16 protein-coding genes are annotated in these 19,595 nt (G+C 64.9%); 7 read left to right on the forward strand and 9 right to left on the reverse strand.

The genetic code is table 11. The features are described 5' to 3' along the window. The first annotated feature begins 56 nt into the window (after nt 1–56). From ACOCG7_RS04670 to hutC (ACOCG7_RS04690), 5 genes are all read left to right on the forward strand, one after another. Nucleotides 57–779: an ABC transporter permease gene (locus tag ACOCG7_RS04670; RefSeq protein WP_073431912.1), complete on the forward strand. Its 723-nt coding sequence runs from the start codon at nt 57–59 to the stop codon at nt 777–779. A gap of 14 nt (nt 780–793) precedes the next feature. Continuing rightward, entirely contained in the window at nt 794–1,549 is a 756-nt protein-coding gene (locus ACOCG7_RS04675; protein WP_073431911.1) for an ABC transporter permease, read from the forward strand. Nucleotides 1,550–1,584: 35 nt separating this feature from the next. Further along, nucleotides 1,585–2,376, forward strand: coding sequence for an ABC transporter ATP-binding protein (locus ACOCG7_RS04680; RefSeq protein WP_421376996.1), 792 nt, complete (start codon nt 1,585–1,587; stop codon nt 2,374–2,376). 39 nt (nt 2,377–2,415) lie between these two features. Beyond that, nucleotides 2,416–4,110 (forward strand): HAL/PAL/TAL family ammonia-lyase, encoded by a 1,695-nt coding sequence (locus tag ACOCG7_RS04685; RefSeq protein WP_421376998.1) that lies wholly within the window; start codon nt 2,416–2,418, stop codon nt 4,108–4,110. Between the two features lie 191 nt (nt 4,111–4,301). Next, nucleotides 4,302–4,985: a histidine utilization repressor gene (hutC, locus tag ACOCG7_RS04690; protein ID WP_090518852.1), complete on the forward strand. Its 684-nt coding sequence runs from the start codon at nt 4,302–4,304 to the stop codon at nt 4,983–4,985. 32 nt (nt 4,986–5,017) lie between these two features. On the opposite strand, the gene hutC (ACOCG7_RS04695) is transcribed toward hutC (ACOCG7_RS04690), so the two are convergent. The 5 genes from hutC (ACOCG7_RS04695) to ACOCG7_RS04715 form a co-directional block, all read right to left on the reverse strand. Next, on the reverse strand, nt 5,018–5,857 hold the full coding sequence (hutC, locus tag ACOCG7_RS04695) for a histidine utilization repressor (RefSeq protein WP_073431907.1): 840 nt from the start codon (nt 5,855–5,857) through the stop codon (nt 5,018–5,020). A 57-nt stretch (nt 5,858–5,914) separates the two neighbouring features. Continuing rightward, entirely contained in the window at nt 5,915–6,784 is an 870-nt protein-coding gene (locus ACOCG7_RS04700) for an amino acid ABC transporter ATP-binding protein (protein ID WP_073431906.1), read from the reverse strand. Between the two features lie 19 nt (nt 6,785–6,803). Continuing rightward, nucleotides 6,804–7,466 carry an amino acid ABC transporter permease gene (locus ACOCG7_RS04705; RefSeq protein ID WP_073431905.1) on the reverse strand — a complete coding sequence of 221 codons (663 nt, stop codon included), beginning with the start codon at nt 7,464–7,466 and terminating at the stop codon, nt 6,804–6,806. Between the two features lie 21 nt (nt 7,467–7,487). Continuing rightward, nucleotides 7,488–8,138, reverse strand: coding sequence for an amino acid ABC transporter permease (locus tag ACOCG7_RS04710; RefSeq protein WP_073431904.1), 651 nt, complete (start codon nt 8,136–8,138; stop codon nt 7,488–7,490). An 87-nt stretch (nt 8,139–8,225) separates the two neighbouring features. Next, on the reverse strand, nt 8,226–9,053 hold the full coding sequence (locus ACOCG7_RS04715) for a transporter substrate-binding domain-containing protein (RefSeq protein ID WP_421377002.1): 828 nt from the start codon (nt 9,051–9,053) through the stop codon (nt 8,226–8,228). A 286-nt stretch (nt 9,054–9,339) separates the two neighbouring features. Here ACOCG7_RS04715 and ACOCG7_RS04720 point away from each other — a divergent pair, with 286 nt between their 5' ends. Further along, on the forward strand, nt 9,340–10,329 hold the full coding sequence (locus ACOCG7_RS04720) for an isopenicillin N synthase family dioxygenase (protein WP_073431902.1): 990 nt from the start codon (nt 9,340–9,342) through the stop codon (nt 10,327–10,329). Next, nucleotides 10,326–11,774 (forward strand): FAD-binding oxidoreductase, encoded by a 1,449-nt coding sequence (locus ACOCG7_RS04725; RefSeq protein WP_227470930.1) that lies wholly within the window; start codon nt 10,326–10,328, stop codon nt 11,772–11,774. Before ACOCG7_RS04720 ends, ACOCG7_RS04725 begins: the two co-directional genes overlap by 4 nt. A gap of 50 nt (nt 11,775–11,824) precedes the next feature. Here the strand turns inward: ACOCG7_RS04725 and ACOCG7_RS04730 are convergent, their stop codons facing one another. The 4 genes from ACOCG7_RS04730 to ACOCG7_RS04745 form a co-directional block, all read right to left on the reverse strand. After that, nucleotides 11,825–12,595, reverse strand: coding sequence for a hypothetical protein (locus ACOCG7_RS04730; protein ID WP_073431901.1), 771 nt, complete (start codon nt 12,593–12,595; stop codon nt 11,825–11,827). Nucleotides 12,596–12,866: 271 nt separating this feature from the next. Then, complete coding sequence (locus tag ACOCG7_RS04735) at nt 12,867–14,681, reverse strand: L-lactate permease (protein WP_073430875.1); 1,815 nt, start codon at nt 14,679–14,681, stop codon at nt 12,867–12,869. A gap of 172 nt (nt 14,682–14,853) precedes the next feature. Then, nucleotides 14,854–18,270, reverse strand: a complete 3,417-nt coding sequence (locus ACOCG7_RS04740) for an alpha/beta fold hydrolase (RefSeq protein ID WP_421377005.1) — start codon at nt 18,268–18,270, stop codon at nt 14,854–14,856. Between the two features lie 236 nt (nt 18,271–18,506). Further along, nucleotides 18,507–19,298, reverse strand: coding sequence for a hypothetical protein (locus ACOCG7_RS04745; protein WP_073430877.1), 792 nt, complete (start codon nt 19,296–19,298; stop codon nt 18,507–18,509). Between the last annotated feature and the right edge of the window lie 297 nt (nt 19,299–19,595).

Genomic DNA, 19,595 nt, shown 5'->3' on the forward strand with positions numbered 1-19,595 from the left:
CATCGACAGGCCGCGCCTCGCTGGTTCGATCCGCCGTAACGGCTGAGGGGTAGGGAATGGCGCTGATAGAGATGCTCGGCTTCGGGCCGGAGGGCTGGGGCGGCGTGTTGCTGCTCGCGGCGTTGATGACGGTCGCGCTCACGCTGGCGGCGCTCGCCGTCGGCGCGGTGTTCGGCGCGCTGGTGGCGGCGGCCAAGCTGTCGCGGTTTCGCACGCTGCGCGTGATCGGCGACATCTACACCACGGTGTTTCGCGGCGTGCCTGAACTGCTCGTCATCTATCTGTTCTATTTCGGCGGCTCCACGCTCGTCACGACTGTCGGCCAATGGTTCGGCGCCGAAGGTTTTGTCGGCGTGCCGCCGTTCGTGATCGGCGCGCTCGCGGTCGGCATGATTTCCGGCGCGTATCAGGCCGAGGTGTACCGCTCGGCGGTGCTCGCGGTCTCGCGGGGCGAACTCGAAGCCGCGCGCTCGATCGGCATGCCCACGCTCACCATGGCGCGCCGCATTCTGATTCCGCAAGTGCTGCGTTTCGCGCTGCCCGGCATCGGCAACGTGTGGCAATTGAGCCTGAAGGATTCGGCGCTGATCTCCGTCACGGGGCTCGCCGAATTGCTGCGCACGAGCCAGGTGGCGGCGAGTTCCACGCATCAATACTTCACGTTCTTCGTGGTGGGCGGCGCGCTGTATCTGCTGATGACCGGCATCTCGAACCGCATTTTCAACCGCGCCGAAGCACGCGTGGGCCGGTCCTTCAAGCGCAACTTCGCGCGCAACTGACGAGGACGGACATCATGCATTTCGACTTCGACTTCCTTCTCGATACGCTGCGGCAACTGCTGGTGGCGGTGCCGACCACGCTCGGCCTGTTCTTCTGCTCGCTGATTCTCGGCGGCTTGCTTTCCCTCGTGATCGTCACGATGCGCGTATCGCCGCGTTGGCTGCCGAACCGCTTCGCACGCGCTTATATCCTGGTGTTCCGCGGCTCGCCGCTGCTGATCCAGATGTTCCTCGTCTACTACGGCATGGGTCAGTTCGGCGTGATTCGCGAGAGCTTCCTGTGGCCGGTGCTGCGCGAGCCATACCTGTGCGCGGTTTTATCGCTGGCGTTGTGCACCGCCGGCTATACGGCGGAAATCATTCGCGGCGGCTTGATGGCCGTGCCGGTCGGCCAGATCGAGGCCGGTTATTCGATCGGCCTGTCGGGCTTCGCGCTGCTGCGCCGCGTGATCGGTCCGATTGCGCTGCGCCAGTGCCTGCCCGCGTATTCGACCGAAGCGGTGCTGCTCGTCAAATCCACCGCGCTCGCGAGCCTCGTCACCGTGTGGGAAGTGACCGGCGTCGCGCAGCAGATCATTCAGCAAAGCTATCGCACGACCGAAGTATTCATCTGCGCGGCGCTGATCTATCTGTTCCTGAACTTCGTCATCGTGCGTCTGCTCGGCTACCTCGAGACGCGTCTGTCGCGCCATCTGCGCGCCGCGCCCGCGCAGGCCGCGCCGAGCCGGCCGGTTTCAGCCACCGCCGAAGCACGCCGCGCCGCGCCCTGAACGGCCGCCCATCCCGGATGAATCTGGAGAATCCCATGAACGCCACCGCACCCGTTGCACTTTCGGTCAAGAACATTCACAAGTCGTTCGGCGACCATCACGTACTCAAGGGCATTTCGCTCGACGCCCATCAAGGCGACGTGATTTCGATTCTCGGCGCGAGCGGCTCGGGCAAGAGCACGTTTCTGCGCTGCCTGAATCTGCTCGAAACGCCCGACGAGGGCTCGGTCGCGCTCGCCGGCGAGGAACTGAAAATGAAGCGCCGCGGCGACGGCAAGCTGCAACCGAGCGATCGCCGTCAAGTCGACCGGGTGCGCTCGCAACTCGGCATGGTGTTCCAGAACTTCAATCTCTGGTCGCATATGACGGTGCTGGAAAACCTGATCGAAGGCCCGATGCGCGTGCAAAAACGCAGCCGCGCCGAGTCAGTGGAAGAAGCCGAGGCGCTGCTCGCGAAAGTCGGCCTCGCGGAAAAGCGCGGCCACTATCCGGCGCATCTGTCGGGTGGTCAGCAGCAGCGCGTGGCGATCGCGCGCGCGTTGGCGATGCATCCGAAAGTGATGCTGTTCGACGAGCCGACCTTCGCGCTCGATCCCGAACTGGTGGGCGAAGTGCTGCGCGTGATGCGCTCGCTCGCCGAGGAAGGCCGCACCATGCTGGTCGTCACGCATGAAATGGGTTTCGCGCGGCACGTGTCGAATCGCGTGATGTTCCTGCATCAAGGCCAGGTGGAAGCCGACGGCACGCCCGACGAAGTCTTTGTCGAATGCAAGTCGGACCGCTTCCGGCAATTCGTGTCGAGTCATCAGGACCGCACCACCAACTGATCCGCAGCACTTGGCTACCTTACCGCGCAGAGCACCATCATGGCCGTGATCCGTTCCGATCGTCCTCTCGACTGGGCTCAGGTGGCGGCCATCGCCGCCGGCGAGCCGCTCGAACTTTCCGGCGACGCCCGCGCGCGCATCGCGGCGGCGCGCGTGCTCGTCGAACAGATCGTCGAGCGCGGGATTCGCGCCTACGGCGTGAACACCGGCGTGGGCGCGTTGTGCGACGTGATCGTGTCGCCGAGCGAACAGCGCACGCTGTCGCGCAACATTCTGATGAGCCACGCGGTCGGCGTGGGCGCGCCGCTCGGTGTCGCCGAGACGCGCGCGATCATGGCCGCGGCCGTCAACAACTTCGCGCACGGGCATTCCGGCATCCGCCTGGAAGTCGCCGATCAACTGGTCGCCTTGCTCAACGCGGATTGTTTGCCCGAGGTGCCGGCATTCGGTTCCGTCGGCTATCTGAGCCATATGGCGCATATCGCGCTGGTGTGTATCGGCGAAGGCCATGTACGTCATCGCGGCGAGCGGCTCAAGGGGCGCGACGCGCTGCAACGGCTCGGCCTCGAACCGCTCGTGCTCGAAGCCAAGGAAGGGCTGAGCCTGATCAACGGCACGCCGTGCGTGACCGGCCTCGCGGCGTTGGCGCTCGCGCGCGCCGCGCGTTTGCTCGACTGGACCGACATGGTCGCCGCGATGAGCTTCGAGAACTTGCGCGGCCAACTCGCGGCTTTCGCCGAGGATTCGCTCGCACTGCGCATTTCGCCGGGGCTGAACCTGGTCGGCGAACGCATGCGCGCGGCGCTCGCCGACAGCGGCATTCTCGCGGCGGTGGTCGGTCATCGCACGCAAGACCCGCTGAGCATGCGGACCATTCCGCACGTGCACGGCGCGGCGCGCGACGTGCTGGCCGCGACCGCGGTCGTGGTCGATCGCGAACTCGCGTCGATTACCGATAACCCGATCGTCGCCGGCACGCCCGAGGACCCGCGCGTCTATTCGCAGGCGCATGCGGTGGGCGCGTCGATCGCACTCGCGATGGACAGCCTCGCCACCGCGATCGCGCAAGTCGCCGCGATGGCCGAGCGGCGTCTCGACCGTCTGGTCAATCCGCTCGTCAGCGGCTTGCCGGCTTTTCTCGCCGAGCCGGGCGGCACCTGTTCCGGTTTCATGATCGCGCAGTACACGGCGGCCTCGCTGGTCGCGCAGAACCGGCGTCTCGCGATGCCCGCGAGTCTCGACGGCGGCATCACGTCCGGCCTGCAGGAAGACCACCTGTGCCATGCCACGCCCGCCGCGCTCAAGGCGCTGGAGATCGTCGACAACGCCGGGCGCATCGTCGCGATCGAGTTGCTGGCGGCGGCGCAGGCCTACGATCTGCAACGCGTGGACGCGCCGCGCGCGCCGCATACCGACGCGCTGTGGCAACGCGTGCGCCGCGTCGTGCCCACCTACCGCGACGACCGGCCGCTCGCGGACGACATGAGCATTGCGTTTCGCATGATCGCCGACGAGGCGCCGCCGCCGCTGCCGAACCCGGGTAACATTGGGCCCCGGCCGGTTACCTCCGGGCGCGGCCCGGAGCTTGCTGTGCTGGTGAAGGTGGCGAACGTGGCGAGTGTGCCGGATACAGGCAAGCTCGACGCAAGCGCGCATGGCGCGGCCAATGACGCAACCACGGCCCCAATCATGAACGCGCCCAACCACGGGCCAACCGTCGCCCGCGAGGCGTGATGCAGACATCCGGTGAGCGGGCTACCCGCCTGCGAACCGGCGAAAGTGGACAATCCAAACACACCGTGTACTACCCGCGTACCACCCACGAGGTCGACGTGAACACTATTACAAACACAAACGCGCAAACCGCAGACACGCAGGACCGCCTTGATGGTCCCGATCGCAGCCCGGAGACACCCGCGAAGGCGATGCCCGCCTACGAGCAGATCAAGCGCTACGTGATCAGGCGCATCAGTGAAGGCGACTGGAAGCCGGGCGGCCTGATTCCATCGGAAACGGAGCTGGTCAAGGAATTCGGTGTTGCGCGCATGACCGTGTCGCGCGCGCTGCGCGAGTTGACGACCGAACGCGTGCTTACGCGCGTGCAAGGCTCGGGCACCTTCGTCGCGCCGCAACGCTACGAATCGACGGTGCTGGAAATCCGCAATATCGCCGACGAAATCGCCGCGCGCGGTCATCGTCATTCGGCCCGCGTGCTCACGCTCGAACCGAGCGACGACCCGCAAGCGCTCGAAGCGCTCGGACTCGCGAGCGGCCCGGCGTTTCACTCGTGCATCGTGCACAGCGAGGAAGGCGAGCCGATCCAGTACGAGGACCGCTACGTGAACCCGAAGGTATTCCCCGACTACCTGCAACAGGACTTCACCGTCGAGACGCCGAATCACTACATGGTGCGGCTCGCGCCGATCCAGCGGGCGGAGTTTCGCATCTACGCGCAAAAACCCGACGCTTATGTGCGGCGGCATCTGCTGATGGATATCGGCGAGCCGTGCTTGCAGCTATGGCGCCGCACATGGGTGGGCGACGATGTGGCGACCTCGGTGCAGTTGTGGCATCCGGCGTCGCGGTTTCATCTGGCGGGGAACGTATAGAGCGGGTTGGCGCGGATTGATATGTCGTGCCGTCAACCTTGACGCTGCGACATATCCGGCGAAAACCGGCAGCCCAGCCGATAGCGCGAGCCCGGATGCACGAAACGCGCGAACGTCACCGCCACGCCGCTCGTCCAAGTGCGGCGCATCAGCGTGAGGCACGGTTCCTCAGCACGGATTTCGAGCAGATCCGCTTCGGCGCGCGTCGGCAGACCCGCGTCGACCACATGCTCGACGTCGTGCGCCGGCACGGTCTCGAACAGATACTCCGACGGCCTGATCGTCGAAAAATCCTGCTGCAAAAAATCCGGCGCGGTCGCGGGATTCACATAGCGATCCTCCAACTGCACCGGCAAGCCGTTCTCGCGGTGCACGCAAATCACATGGAACACCGAGGCGCCCGGCGCGAGGCCCAGCGCATTCGACACCATCACCGAGGCCGTTTCGCGTTGCGACAGCCGTGTGTCGTAGCTGTACTCGTGGCCGCGCGAGCGGATCTCGTCGCCGATATGCGCGATCATCAGCAGCGTCGATTGCGGCTTGCTTTGCGCGACGAAGGTGCCGACGCCGGATACGCGCGTGACGAGCCCTTCGTCCGCCAGCTCGCGCAGCGCGCGATTCACGGTCATGCGCGACACGCCGAGCGTCGCGACCAGATCCAGTTCGGAAGGCAGGCGGTCGCCCGCTTGCCGCGCGCCCGATTCGATGATCGCGCGGATATGGTGTTTCACCTGTTCGTAGCGTGCGGCCGGCGCGTCGTCGGCGGGGCGCGTGGATCGGGCGGCGCGCGTGGTTCCCGTCGCGCCCGTGGCTTTCGGCGACGCGGCGGGCGGCGGCTTGTCGTGGGCTCGGCTGCGAACGGTGGAGGACATCGGCGTTCTCGCGCTACCGTCCGCGTGACGCTTGCGCGGGTGCCAATTCGCGCGCGCTCATAGCGGCTCCACGTCATCGGGACCGCGTGTCCAGAAGGCGTTGCGGTCGAAGTAGTTTTGCAGGAACTGCCGCAAGCGCGGCTGCCCGGCGTCGTGAAAGACTTCGCGCGGTTTGCCTTGCACGGCGATGCGGCCTTGATCGATGAACATGACCTTGTCGGCGACCTGCGCGGCAAAGCCCATTTCATGCGTGACGACGGCCATCGTCATGCCGTCGCGCGCGAGCTGCTTCATCACTTGCAACACTTCGCCCACCAGTTCGGGATCGAGCGCCGAGGTCGGCTCGTCGAACAGCATGATGTGCGGCTCCATCGCCAGCGCTCGCGCAATCGCCACGCGTTGCTGCTGACCGCCCGAGAGTTTCGCGGGGTACGCATCGCCTTTATGCGCGAGGCCGACCGTTTCGAGCATCGAATTCGCGCGGCGGCGCGCTTCGTCGCGTGAAAGATGACGCACGCGCAGGAGCGCTTCCGTCACGTTGCCGAGCGCCGTCATGTGCGGCCACAGATTGAACTGCTGAAACACCATGCCGACGTTGCGCCGCACGCGATTGATCTCGCCCTGCGAGGCGCGCACGCGCTTGCCGCTGCGCTCGCTGTAGCCGAGCAGTTCGCCTTCGATGCGCACCTCGCCGTGGTCGTAGGTTTCGAGCGCGGCGAGGCAGCGCAGCAGCGTACTCTTGCCCGACCCCGACGGGCCGATGATGCAGACCACTTCCGAGCGGGCGATCCGCAGGTCGACGCCGCGCAGCACCTCGACTTCGCCGAAGCGTTTGCGCAGATCGCGCACTTCGATCAGCGGCGCGCCGCGCGACGTATCGGCGGCAGCGGTGGAGGCGGAGGAGGGCATGTCGGCGATGGCGTTCATAAGGTGGTCCCGATTGCGTTCATGCCATGAAGCGTGCGATGCGGCTTTCGGCCCACATGCCCGCGCGCGACGTGAGTTCGACCAGCGCGAGATAGCACACGCACAGCACCAGCAGGGTTTCGACGAAGGCAAACGTGGCCGAGCCGATGGCGGTCAGCACGAACGTGAGTTCGGGCACGGTAACGATCGACAATACCGCCGTTTCCTTGCTCAGCACGATGATCAGATTGGTCAGTGCGGGCACGATCAGCACGAGCATTTGCGGCACCTGAATGCGCAGGACGGCTTGCCAGCGCGTGAGGCCGAGACACGCGGCCGCTTCCAGATGACCGGGCGGCACCGATTGAAAGCCGGAGCGGAACGCTTCGGCGAAATACGCGCTGCCGTAGAGGCCCAAGCCGAGCACGCCGGCCGTCATCGGTTCGAGCGTGAGGCCGAAGGACGGTCCGCCGTAGTAAAGCAGAAACAGTTGCACGAGAAAGGGCGTGCCGCGAAACAGTTCGATATGGAGGCGCAGCAGGCCACGCACCCAGCGTCCGCAAAAGAGTTGCAGCACGGCGATCAGGAAGCCGATCAGCATGCCGATCGCGACGCCCGCGGCCCACGTGCCGAGCGTGGTCGCGAGGCCGGCGGCGATCGGCTGGAGGTTGTGCGTGATGACGGTGGGGTCGAGCGTTTGCATGGTTTGCTTTCGATCTCGGGCTCAGGCTCGCTGCAAGCGATATTCGGCGGCATGCGCGATGAGCGCGAGCGCACCGCAGATCACGAAGTAAATCAGCCCGGCGGCCAGATACGCTTCCAGCGGCCGATAGGTACTGGCGGCGATGTTCTGCGCGGTGCGCGTCAATTCGGCCACGCCCACCACCGAAATCAGCGACGAAGCCTTGATCAGCAGCACCATTTCGTTGACGAGCGACGGCAGCGTCAAGCGAAACGCTTGCGGCACCAGAATGCGCCGCAGCATGTCGAACGGCGAAAGCCCAAGCATGCGCGCCGCTTCCAGATGGCCCGGCGGAATGCTGAGAAAACCGCCGCGCAGAATCTCGGCGATATACGACGCGGAACACAGCGACACGGCGCTGATCGCGGCCACCACCGGCGACACGTTGATGCCCGCGAACGGCAGCAGGTAGTACACCAGCAGCAGTTGCACCAGCATCGGCACGCCGCGAAAGAAGAACACATAAGCGCCGCCGAACATGCGCGCCGCGCGGTTCGTGGAAAGCCGCGCGGCACACACGCCGACCGCGACGAAGAAACCGATCAGCAGACCCGTCAGCGAAATGCCGATGGTGGCGAGCGCCGCATGCAACAGCAGCGGCAAGCCCTGGACGAAGACGGTTGTGCTGAGCATGAACGTCGCACTCGCTGGAACGGGGAGGGCGATGCGGCCTGTGGAAAAGCGCGCATCGCCTGCATCGAAACGATGGTTCGGGGGCCGTCAATAGTTCGGCGTGGGCATCGTACTTGGCGCGTCCATCGCGACGCCGAACCATTTCTTCTGCAAGGTCGCGAGGCGCCCGTCGTTGTGCATCTTCACGAGCGCGGCGTTGAAGGCGTCGGCGAGCGGCTTGCTGTCCGCGTCTTTACGCAGGCAGTAAGCAAAGTACACTTTCGCGCCGAACGGCGGCTGCACCACGGCGAACGTTTCGGGACGTTGCTTCGCCACATACGCGATGTTGGTCATCGAGTTCGCGACCGCCGCGATCCGGCCGGCGGCGAGATCGGCGTAAGCCTGATTGTTGTCGACGTATTCGCGGATTTCAGGCGGCTTCGGCAAGGTGGCGACGTAGCTCTTCAACTGATCGAGTTGCGCCGAGCCCTTGCCCGCGCCGACCGTCTTGCCCGCGATGTCCGACGATTGCTTGACCGAAGCATCGTTGGCGCGCTTGAGCAGCGCGTCGGTGGCGTCCGCGATCGGCAGCGTGTACGTGTAGCGCTCCATGCGCGCCTTCGTGACCGTGAGGGGTCCGCCCACCATGTCGAACTTGCCCGCTTCGAGACCCGGCAGCACGCTCGGCCACGGCAGGTCGATGAAGCGCACCTTCACGCCCAGTTCCTTGCCGACCTCGGCGAACAGATCCTTGTTGAAGCCCGCTTGCTGGCCGTTTTCGAGGAAGTCGAACGGCGCGAACTGCATCTCGGTGCCGACCACCAGTTCGCCGGCTTTCTTTACTTTGGCGAACTGGTCTTCGGCGTGGGCCGCGACGCTTGCCGCGCACAACGCCAGCATGACCAAACGACACTTCCAGCCTGCAAGGATGCTCATGAGATTCTCCGGGTGGCAAAGCGGTGTCGCGCGAAAGCGGTCCGCGAACGGGCACGGCGCGAGTCATGCGAGGCAGTATATACCGCGTTTTTCGCACGAAACAAATAAACGCGCGAGTAGAGAAAAGCCCTTACGTGAAGCGCTGCGAAGCAACTTGCGGGTGTGCTTTTGGCGGTATATACAACTGGGATGCGCGAGGCGCGCGAACTTGCGGTACCTCTTGCGGCACCCCGTTCGCGCCGCGCATTGAGCAGTCGAATCGACCGGCCTTTCATGGAGTAACGCGATGCCTGTGACCCGCATTCCGATCATCGATTTCGCCGGCGTTCGCGCGGGCGATCCGCAGGCCTTGCAGCGCGCCGCGCGGGAAATCCGTGAAGCGTGCACGACCATCGGCTTCTTCTACATCGTCAATCACGGCGTGCCGCAAGCGACGATCGACGCAGCCGCGCAGGCGGCGCGCACGTTCTTCGCGTTTCCGGTGGAGACCAAGCGGCGCGCGGCGGTCAATCATCGGCATCGCGGCTTCAATGCGCTCGGCGACGCGACCATGTATCAGGCCACGCGTCCCGACTATAAAGAGTTCTTCAGCATCGGCCTCGAATTGCCGGAGGACGATCCCGACGTGCTGGCCGGCCAGGCGCTGCGCGGCCCGAACAACTGGCCCGACTTCATGCCGGAATTGCGTCCCGCGTTGTATGGCTACTATGAAGCGGTCGGGGCGTGCGGCGCTGATCTGCTGCGCGCGGTGGCGGTGAGTCTCGGCGTCGACGAACAGTTCTTCGCGCCGCGTTATACGAAGCGGATGCAGCGCACGCAGATGGTCTACTATCCGCCGCAGCCGCCCCAATCGGATGCGGATCAATTCGGCGTCGCGCCGCATACCGACTACGGCTGCATCACGCTGCTCTGGCAGGATCAGGTGGGCGGCTTGCAGGTGCGTGAAATCGCCAACGACACATGGGTGGAGGCGCCGCCGATCGAAGGCAGCTTCGTCGTGAACGTCGGCGATCTGCTCGCGCGCTGGACCAACGACCGCTTCCGCTCCACGCTGCATCGCGTGATCAATGCGTCGGGGCGCGAGCGCTATTCGATCGCGACGTTCTACGATCCGACCTACGGCGCGCGGGTCGATCCGCGCGAGCTCGGCACGAGCGAGGCCGACCTGAAGTATCAGCCGGTTGCGGCAGGCGACTATATCCTCGGGCGCATCAACGATTCGATGGGTTATCGGAAGAAGCAGGCACGCGAAGGAACGCAAGGAACCACTGCATGACGGATAACAGCAGGGAAAACAGCGGGACAAACAGCGGGACGCACAGCGGGACACACAGCGCGGCGCCGCTTGCCGCGACACTCGATGCACTGCGCGCCGCGCTCGGTGACGATGCGGTGCGCGTCGGCGCAGAGATCGGCGAACGCGCGCTCACCGACTGGACGCGCCACGATCCGACGCGCCCCGCCGCGTTGCTGCTGCCGCGCAGCACGGAAGAAGTCTCGCGCGCGCTGGCGATCTGCCATGCGGCGCATCAACCGGTGGTGCCGCAAGGCGGCATGACCGGTCTCGCGGGCGGCGCGATTGCACGCGCCACGGATATCGCGTTATCGCTCGAACGCTTGAGCGGCGTCGAGGAAGTCGATGCCGCGTCGGCCACGCTCACGGTGCGCGCCGGCACGACCTTGCAAGCCGCGCAGGAAGCGGCCGCCGAAGCCGGCTTCGAACTGGCGCTCGATCTCGGCGCGCGCGGCTCGTGCCAGATCGGCGGCAATCTGGCGACCAACGCGGGCGGCAACCGCGTGGTCCAGTCGGGCACCGCGCGCGATCAGGTGCTCGGGCTGGAAGTGGTGCTCGCCAATGGCGACGTGCTGACCTCGCTCGGCAAGATGGTCAAGAACAATACCGGCTACGACCTGAAACATTGGTTCATCGGATCGGAAGGCACGCTCGGCATCATCACGCGCGCGGTGTTGCGGCTCCATCCGCGGCGCGCGGCGCGTCACACGGCGCTGGTCGCGCTCGACGGGTACGACGGCGCCGTGAACCTGCTGCGCCGTCTGTCGACGCGTTTCGGCAACGACATCGGTGCATTCGAGATCATGTGGCCGGACTTCTACGATTTCGGCGTGAAGCTGACGGGCACGCGCTCGCCGTTCGCCGACCCGCATCCGCTTTATGCGCTGATCGAACATGCGGGCTTCGATTCAGGCGACGACGGCGAACGTTTCGCCGCCGCGCTGACCGACGCGCTCGACGCCGGCGCGATCCGCGACGCGGTGATCGCGCAGTCGGTGGCCGATGCGCGCGCGCTGTGGGCGATTCGCGAGTGCACCGCGGAGTTTCCGGTGCGGCTGGATGCGATCAACTTCGACGTGAGCCTGCCGATCGGCGAGATCGGCGCGTTCGTCGACCGTTGCCGCGCGGCGCTCGATCGGCAATGGCCGGGCAACGTGGCGTATTTCTTCGGGCATATCGGCGATTCGAATCTGCATGTCACCGTCGACGGCCATTCGCTTGCCGGCGTCGAGCATCACGCCGTGTATGCGTTCGTCTACGAGATGCTGCGTCCGCTGCGCGGATCGGTGTCGGCGGAACATGGCATTGGCTTGCTCAAGCGCGAGTTTCTGCCGATTTCGCGTTCAGCCACGGAACTGGCGGCGATGGCCGCGATTAAACATGCGCTCGACCCGCACGGCATCCTGAATCCGGGCAAGCTGTTTTGAGCGCGGCGCGAAGGTACGCGCATGCGCGCGAATATGCGCGAATATGCAATTTACTGCGGCGCGGTGTCGACGTGCGCCAGCAACTCGCGAGCGTAACGCCGGTAGAGCCAGGAGAGCGAAGCCGCCACCAACACGACCAACGATACATTCAGCAGCGCCTCGACAACGCTGAGGGACTTGCTCGAATAGTCGTTCGGCATGGACACGCCCAAGGCGATGCCCACGAGTACGGCTACGACGATAAGCGGCAGACAGGCGACGACGCCGACACCGAACATGTTCCAGACATGCCCGCGGCTGTCGCGCCATGCGGCGCGCAGCGTGAGGCGGCCGCCGAGCGCAATGGACGGGTAAAGCAGGATCAGCCGGAAAGACACGAACAGACAGATCGCGATCACAGGCAGATAGACGAGGCCCGCCAGCTTGAACCCGCGCGTGGCGGTGTAGGTGAGCCCCATCGCCGCAAGCACGATCAGCATGCTGGCGAGCCACACCGCCAGATAACGGCCGAGCGGCTTGCCATTCAGCGGCATGAGCGGGTTCGCGCCTTCGCCGAGCAGCACGAAGCGATGCACCTTGATCGTCAGCACGCTGGACACCACCATCTGCAACGCGAAAAAGCCCAGTGAAAGCAGCGCGTGGCCGAGTAGCGCGGCCGGGGCCACAGCGCCCGCGGCGTTCGACGGCCGCTGGCCGATCAGCAGCGAAGTACAGGCGAACACCGCCCAAACGCCGACGAACAGCCACGGCATCTGCGTGACGGCTTGCCACGAACTGATCCATCCTTTCTTGACGCAGGCCCCGAAGGTCAACTGTTCCATCGTTGAGTGCCCGCATATTAACCAAAGTATTTTCAAATGCGAGCTTTAGTCGTCGATGCGAATACCCGCGATGATTTTTCAATTGCCAGTCGGGAAAAATCAACAAAGGCGTAGCCGAAATATGACCGTGACACGCACAACGGCATCAGCAAGGACGGGACGGGCGACACCGGCGCCACCGATACGCTGCGGCTCGCGCTCCACGGCACACGGCAAGATTCGACGACCGGCGCGCAGGTCGAGGCCGTGCGCGCCGTTCATTCGGAGATGCTCACTTCGCAAGCGGCGCGATCGGAATCATCCACGGGAACACATACGCCTGCAGCATCGCGATCAGGCCGATCACCGCGGCCCCGGCAATCGAATGAAAGAACACGGTTCGGAAGATCGGCCCCAACGCGAACGAGCGCTCCTTCGGATCGTCGTAGCAGGCCGCGCACGCCACCATGATGGATTGAGCGTCGATCATCTTGCCCATCACGCCGCCGGTCGAGTTGGTCGCGACGATCAGGATCGGATTGAGGTTCAGTTGCTGCGCCGTGATGCGCTGCAGGCTGCCGAAGAGCGCGTTCGACGCCGTGTCGGAACCGGTCAGGAAGACCCCGAGCCAGCCCAGGTACGCCGCGAAGAACGGGTAGAGAAATCCCGCGTTGGTGAACGCAAGACCGAGGACCGCGTCGGTGCCCGAGTAGCGGGTCAGGAATCCCAGGCCCAGCACCTGAGCGATCACCAGCACCGGAATCTTCATCCGGTGCATGGTCTGCATGAAGGCATCCTTCCATTGCGCCGCGTTCAGCCTGAGCACGAGGCCGGACAGGATCGCCGCCACGAACACGCCCGTGCCGGCGGCGGACAGCCAGTTGATCATGAAGCGGGCCGCTTCGGGTTTCGCGTTGACGGGCGCGACGGGCGGCATGCGCTGCACGAGGTTATGCAGCGCCGGCATGTCCCAGACCGGAAGCGACAGCGACCCGCTGAACTTCGAGCCGAGCAGCGTGGTGCTGAAGGTGATTCCCGCGAACAGGTTGTTGAGGAATTTCTTGAACTCCGGCACGCCCCAGAGCGCGCAGCAGGCGATCAGAATCACCCACGGCATCCACGCATAGGCGGTTTCGGCGGCCGAGTATTTGTATTTCCATTCGCTCGTGTCGGTGGTTGCGGCGGCCGTGGTCTTGCCGGCTTGCGCGAGTGCTTCACGCTCGGAGCGCAGCAAAAAGCGGGTCTTGGGATGCCAGATGAAGCGCAGGAACAGCGCCGTGCAGATCACCGAAAAGACGCCCGATACCACGTCGGTCATCAGGTGCAGTGCGTTGGTTCCCGACGCGAAGAACTGCATCAGCGCGAACGACCCGCCCGCGCATAACATGGCCGGCCAGACTTCGAAGACTTCCTTCCAGGTTCCGCCTTCCATCTTCACGAACGTGGCGACCAGCCAGAAGGGCACGAAGATCGAGACGAACGGCAACTGGTGACCCGCCATGGCGGAAAGCGTGACCTGATCGAGGCCGCTCACGGCCGCCAACGTCACGATCGGCGTGCCGATCGCGCCCCAGGCGACCGGGGCCGTGTTGGCGAGCAGGTTCAGCACGGCGGATTGAAACGGCTTGAAGCCGAGGCCCACCATCACGGCGCCCGCGATGGCGACCGGCGTGCCGAACCCCGACGTGCCTTCGATGATCGCGCCGAACGAAAAAGCGATCAGCACGCATTGCAACCGCCGGTCGAACGAGATATGGACAATCGATTCCTTGACGATTTCGAATTTGCCCGTCACGACGCTCATCGTGTAGAGGAACATGGCCGCCAGCACGATCCAGATGATGCCCAGAAACCCCGACAGCGAGCCGAGCGCGAAGGCCGAGACGGCCGATACAACCGGCATCCTGAAGACCAGACACGACACGGCGAAAGCGGCGATGACGCCGAAAAAAGCCGCGTAGGGCGCGGAGATGCCCAGGTGCACGTTGCCCTGGGTGTCGCGGTGGCGGTGCAAGGCGATGAAATAGAGCAGCGTCAGGATCGGAATCGCGGCAACGAGCGTGGAAAGGAATGCATTGCCTAACGGGTTATAGGTCTGCTGGTACATGGCGTCTCCCTTTTGGTATTAGGGTTCGGGACTATTCGCGCGGCGTGAAGGCCCGATCATGCGCCAGAACAACGCAAACCGGCTCAGGAGGGCCGGCAGCCGATTCACGGCTGCCGCATTGAGGTATAGCGGGGGCAGCCGTCGATTTCAAGGTTGGGAGCGCCGTGGGCGGTCAATGCGCGTTCAGATACCTCGCGATGACCGGGTAAACATCCACCGCCGCATGCTTGCCGAAGATGCAGTCGATGTGCCCATAGCCGGGAATCAGATGCCGCTCGTAAGGCTGCTCCGGGAATTCCCTTGTCAGCAGGTCATAAGTGAGTTGGGTGCTCTTCGGCAGATAGGTTTCGTTGCGATCGCCGTGGATAAATCCGATCGGCATACGCATGCCTTCCAGGCCTTTTGCGCCGTTCGTCCCGCTGAGGTAAATGGCTCGCCCTTCGGCGTCGACGACTTCGCCTGCCCGCGCCATCGCGGCCAGATGCCTGAACAGCTCGACGTCGTGCATGCCGAACAATTCCTGCAGATTCGAATGCAGCAATTCGTTCAGTTGCGCGTGTTCATAGAGCAAGCCGTACAGGAACGTGGAGCGGTGACAGATGGCGTTGCCGCAACCTTCGTCGTGATCGATCGGGTAGAGCCGCAAGGCTTCGTCGAACAGATTGTGCGGCCACTTTTTGTGCTGCGTATAAGCCGTCAGATCGGACACGCCGAGATGCTGGATGAGGTCGGGAATATGCAAGCCAGCCTTGATCCGTTGCAGGGTGCCCGGCACCGGATGCGCCGACACCTGCGAAATGACCGCCGAGCGCACGCCTTCGAGTCCGTACAGCAGCGACATGCTCAACGCGAGGCCGCCGAGGCAATGGCCCAGCACCTGGATGTTCGGCGCGCCGGTCAACTCGCGCACCCTGGCGACGGCGGCCGGAATGTCCTCGCGCGCGACCTGGTCGACGTTGGTCGGCACCAGCACGCTCGGCATTTCGATGCTGACGCGCAGATCGACGAGCCATACGTCGTAGCCGGCCGCGCATAGATATTCCACCAGGTTGGTGGCGATCAGATCGGTCGAATAGATGCGGCTCGATACGCCGGAGCCGTGGATCAGCAGCAACGGACGCGCTTCCTTGTTGGCGTGGTCCAGATAGCGCGTGAGTCTCAGCGTCGTGCCATCGGGCGTATCGAAGAAGAACAGTTGCGGCGCCGGCGCGCGCAAGGGCCGCTTCGTGCGCGGCTTGGCGTTCGGATCGAAAAACTGTAGCGGCGCGGCCACGCCGCCGTATTCGGTGAACAGCACGCCCGCAAAAAACTTGCCGAACTTCAGTGTCCATTCGAGGCGGGTCGTCAAATCGGGCGCGTGAGTGACTTCGAGCGTGCGTTGCTGCTTGAGGAAATTCTCCGGCGTGATGACGAGCGTCGCCTTGCCGATCACGGGTGCATCCGCTTGCGCCGAGCCGCGAATCTCGGCGTACAGCGTGTTGGTCTGCTCCCATAGATTCAGCGGCGAACTGCGCGTGATGATCTTCTGCCCGCTCAGATAGTACGTTTTGCCTTCGGTGGCATTGAGCGTCATGCGGTAGTTCATGTTGCGTTCGTCGACATCCGCCGGATCGACGACGAACAGATTGAAGGTGCCGTCGGTGATCGTCATCGGTTGCGCCGAGAGGGCGGGGCAGGTCAGCGTGCCGGCCGTCTGCGCCAGATGCTGCGGATTGACGAGCATGTCGGCGAGATCGTCCGATTCCACGGTCAGCGTGAATTCGATCGGGCTCGTGGCCGCCTCGCCCGCGACGGCCGGCGTATAGGTGCCCACCATCGTTTCGGTGAAGCGCAGGCCGATGCGCTGCGGCGCTGGCACGGCGGCCCCGCCCTTCGACTCGTAGTCGATCGTCCAGCCTCGCGAGGCGGCGAGCAGCGCGCAATTGCGTTCGGCCAGCGCCGAGATCGTCAGCAGCGGATTCACGCCGAGCGACATCGGCATCACGGCGCCGTCCATCACGAAGAGGCCCTCGTGCACCGCGTCGCCGGAGGCGCCGCTAAACACCCGGCCCATGTGATCGACCACGCCGTGTGCGGCGTCCTCGCCCATGCCGCAGCCGCCGAGCGGATGAACGGTGACGGTGCGGTTGTCCATGAAGTCCGTCGAAATGGGATTGCGCAGATACTTGCCGCCGAGCGGCGCCGTCGCCTGCTTGAGGGTGGCCTCGATCGTTTCGAAGATCGGCTGCTTGCCGGCGTTTTCCCAGGTGATGCGCGCGCGGCCGTTGTCGTCGATGCCGATGCGGCCGCTTTCGTCGTCGTGCGCCATCACGAGGTAGCTTTGCGTGTGGTTGAGCGCGCCGTGATACGGGCCGCGCAGCACGCTTTCGATCACCCGCGCGTCATAGGCGAACGGCTTTTCGGGCGAGCCTGGCTCAGCGACCTCCTCGCCTTCGAGCGGCGCGGCCGCGCCGAGCAGGGCGACGAGCGCCGCGCCGACCGGTCCGGCGAGCGAGCCCTCCTCGATCACGAAGCCGTCTTTCACATCGGGCGTGTTGCGATGGTCGATGAGTCCGGTGATGGTCGGCCCGACCGGCGCGATCTCGCCCGGCTCGTGCGCGCCCCAGCCGACGCCGTTGATGGCCGCGTCGGTGTTGTACGCGAAGGCGAGCACGTCGCCGTTGCCGGTGAAGCGTTGGCCGAGCATCGCGGAAACGCTGAGCCCTTGCGGCGCCTGGCTCGAACGCAGCAGCAGCGCGGTCGAGCCGATCGTGCCCGCCGACACGATGACGATATCGGCGCTCACGAACAGATCGGGCGCGCCATAACTCTCGCGGCCGACGCTCACCAACTGGTAGTTCACCCGCCACTTGCGCGTGGCGGCGTCGCGCACTACGGAATGCACCGCCGCGCCCGTGAAAATCTGCGCGCCGTGCGCGACGGCGTCGGGCAGATAGTTCATGTGCGTCGAATTCTTCGCTTCGTAATTGCAGCCCGAATTGCAGTCGCCGCAGCCGACGCAAGCCTGCTGCGCGACGCCGGCGGCGTTCACGCGGTTCTCGAACGTGACGGTGATCGGCGGACGGCTGAAGCGATCTTCCATGCCGAGCGCCTGCGCCGACCTCTCCAGGGCCTGCAATTTCGGCAGCGGTGGAAAGTCGCTCGGCACCGGCGACGGTTGCAGCATCGCGAAGGCGCGCGCATAACCCTTGTCGCGGCCGTCCTTGTCGGCGCGCAGCGCGGCGGGCCAGCGCGGGTCGTCCCATAAGCGCGGGTCGGCTTCGAGCGCGACATTCGCGTTGATCAGCGAAGTGCCGCCGAGACCGCAGCCGACCACGGCGTTCACGTCTTCATTCACGTGCACTTCGAGCAGCGCGAGCGGCGAGCCGATGCGCGCGACCGAAGTGTTGTACTGCACCTGCGCGGCGCCCTGGAACGGCGTGCGCGGAAATTCGCCGGCCATGAATTCGCGCCCGCGCTCCAGCACGCACACGCTGCGGCCGGCGCGCGCCATGCGGCTCGCGGCGATCGCTCCGCCATAGCCCGAACCCACCACGACCACATCGTAATGCGACTTCATCGCCGTCACGGCGCTCGATAAGCGGTTCATCAGGACCACCTCGTCAGGAATGGCAATGCGGGGGGAGGGAAGCCGGACTTCGCAAGGAAGACGGCGTGCGGCGGCGGCTTTTTTATCGTAGGCGGTGCGCGATGACAAAAAAAGGCGCATCGTACGGGGCGCGCGAGATGTGGCGCGTGTGAAAAACCGTGTGGGACCCGTGTGAGGCGTGGGGCATCGTGCGGCGCGGCTGCCGCCCGTGAGCGACGCGTCATCATGAGCGCTTGTTACGCCGCTGCTTCATTCATTTCGCTGTCGCTCGATTCGGCCGCGAGCAGGTTCAGCGCGACGAGAATCGCCGCGCGATTGTCGAGGTCGATTTCGATGCCGAGCACGTCGCTCAGCCAGCGGCCGATCTTGGTATTGGAAAAATCCGCGGCGCCGGCCGTCTTTTTCATGGTGACGCCGAGTTTGACGGCGCGATAGTGATACGAGGGCACCCGATGCTGAGCTGCGACTGCCGACAAACCGCCTTTGCCTTCCGAACACCAGCCGAGGCTGCCGGCGAGCACGATGCGCTCGGGCTCGTCGAGGCCGTCGATGAACGTGCGCGCCGCGAGCCGCACGCGCTGTTCGTCGAGGCCGTATTGCAGCAGCACGCTTTCCACCGGGTCTTCCAGCGCCTGGGCATGCAGATCGATCTCCTGCGCCATGCCTTCGTTTTCCATCGACACGTTGCGCTGATGGCCGGCGCTGCGCAAACAGTCGATCAGGTAGCGGCGAAAATACGCGCACAATGCGTAGCCGTTGGACGGCGCGCTATCGGCGCAGGCGTGCGTTTCGGTGTGGCCGGGCGCGAGGCGCAGCACTTTCGAATAGATGAACTGGGCGACCAGTTCTTCCTTGTCCTCGCCGAGCGCGTGAAGTTCGAGCGGATGGTAGGTCCGCAGCGCCCGCTTGACCAGCTCGACCATCGACACCATTTCATCGGCGGACAAGCGGGTACGCCGGCGCCACAACTCGGGCAGGATCGCATCGTCGAGATTGCGGACGAACTCGTGGCTCGGAACAGCGCCCATGAAAACCTCCATAAGGGGGAAGGCAGAAGCGCGGCGAGCCTCGAAGGCAGGCGGTGAAGAGTGGCTGGAATGTCGAAGCCGCGCTGAATGTGAGGCCAGTATGCGTTTCGCAAATGGCTTCGCCTATATGGATTAAGTGGTAGCTGATGGGTAAACTGCCGGGTAAACCGTCCGGCGCGCGGTACGTCATTCGTCTGAACAGTGACGCGACGTGGACCGCGGGACCAACGTGGACCGCGCGCTGCCGCGCAGTGAAGCAATACGCAGCACCGATGCCGTCCCCTCGCGCGGCACGCC

This window comes from Paraburkholderia sp. DD10 (assembly GCF_049177125.1).
Taxonomy (GTDB): domain Bacteria; phylum Pseudomonadota; class Gammaproteobacteria; order Burkholderiales; family Burkholderiaceae; genus Paraburkholderia; species Paraburkholderia terricola.

What these genes read in the sequence shown, in the direction of transcription:
- ACOCG7_RS04730 (WP_073431901.1), bottom strand. Translation starts at nt 12,595, where the DNA reads ATGGAACAGTTGACCTTCGGGGCCTGCGTCAAGAAAGGATGGATCAGT.
- ACOCG7_RS04670 (WP_073431912.1), top strand. Translation starts at nt 57, where the DNA reads ATGGCGCTGATAGAGATGCTCGGCTTCGGGCCGGAGGGCTGGGGCGGC.
- ACOCG7_RS04720 (WP_073431902.1), top strand. Translation starts at nt 9,340, where the DNA reads ATGCCTGTGACCCGCATTCCGATCATCGATTTCGCCGGCGTTCGCGCG.
- ACOCG7_RS04700 (WP_073431906.1), bottom strand. Translation starts at nt 6,784, where the DNA reads ATGAACGCCATCGCCGACATGCCCTCCTCCGCCTCCACCGCTGCCGCC.
- ACOCG7_RS04725 (WP_227470930.1), top strand. Translation starts at nt 10,326, where the DNA reads ATGACGGATAACAGCAGGGAAAACAGCGGGACAAACAGCGGGACGCAC.
- ACOCG7_RS04680 (WP_421376996.1), top strand. Translation starts at nt 1,585, where the DNA reads ATGAACGCCACCGCACCCGTTGCACTTTCGGTCAAGAACATTCACAAG.
- ACOCG7_RS04735 (WP_073430875.1), bottom strand. Translation starts at nt 14,681, where the DNA reads ATGTACCAGCAGACCTATAACCCGTTAGGCAATGCATTCCTTTCCACG.
- ACOCG7_RS04740 (WP_421377005.1), bottom strand. Translation starts at nt 18,270, where the DNA reads ATGAACCGCTTATCGAGCGCCGTGACGGCGATGAAGTCGCATTACGAT.
- ACOCG7_RS04685 (WP_421376998.1), top strand. Translation starts at nt 2,416, where the DNA reads ATGGCCGTGATCCGTTCCGATCGTCCTCTCGACTGGGCTCAGGTGGCG.
- ACOCG7_RS04675 (WP_073431911.1), top strand. Translation starts at nt 794, where the DNA reads ATGCATTTCGACTTCGACTTCCTTCTCGATACGCTGCGGCAACTGCTG.
- hutC (WP_073431907.1), bottom strand. Translation starts at nt 5,857, where the DNA reads ATGTCCTCCACCGTTCGCAGCCGAGCCCACGACAAGCCGCCGCCCGCC.
- ACOCG7_RS04745 (WP_073430877.1), bottom strand. Translation starts at nt 19,298, where the DNA reads ATGGGCGCTGTTCCGAGCCACGAGTTCGTCCGCAATCTCGACGATGCG.
- ACOCG7_RS04715 (WP_421377002.1), bottom strand. Translation starts at nt 9,053, where the DNA reads ATGAGCATCCTTGCAGGCTGGAAGTGTCGTTTGGTCATGCTGGCGTTG.
- hutC (WP_090518852.1), top strand. Translation starts at nt 4,302, where the DNA reads ATGCCCGCCTACGAGCAGATCAAGCGCTACGTGATCAGGCGCATCAGT.
- ACOCG7_RS04710 (WP_073431904.1), bottom strand. Translation starts at nt 8,138, where the DNA reads ATGCTCAGCACAACCGTCTTCGTCCAGGGCTTGCCGCTGCTGTTGCAT.
- ACOCG7_RS04705 (WP_073431905.1), bottom strand. Translation starts at nt 7,466, where the DNA reads ATGCAAACGCTCGACCCCACCGTCATCACGCACAACCTCCAGCCGATC.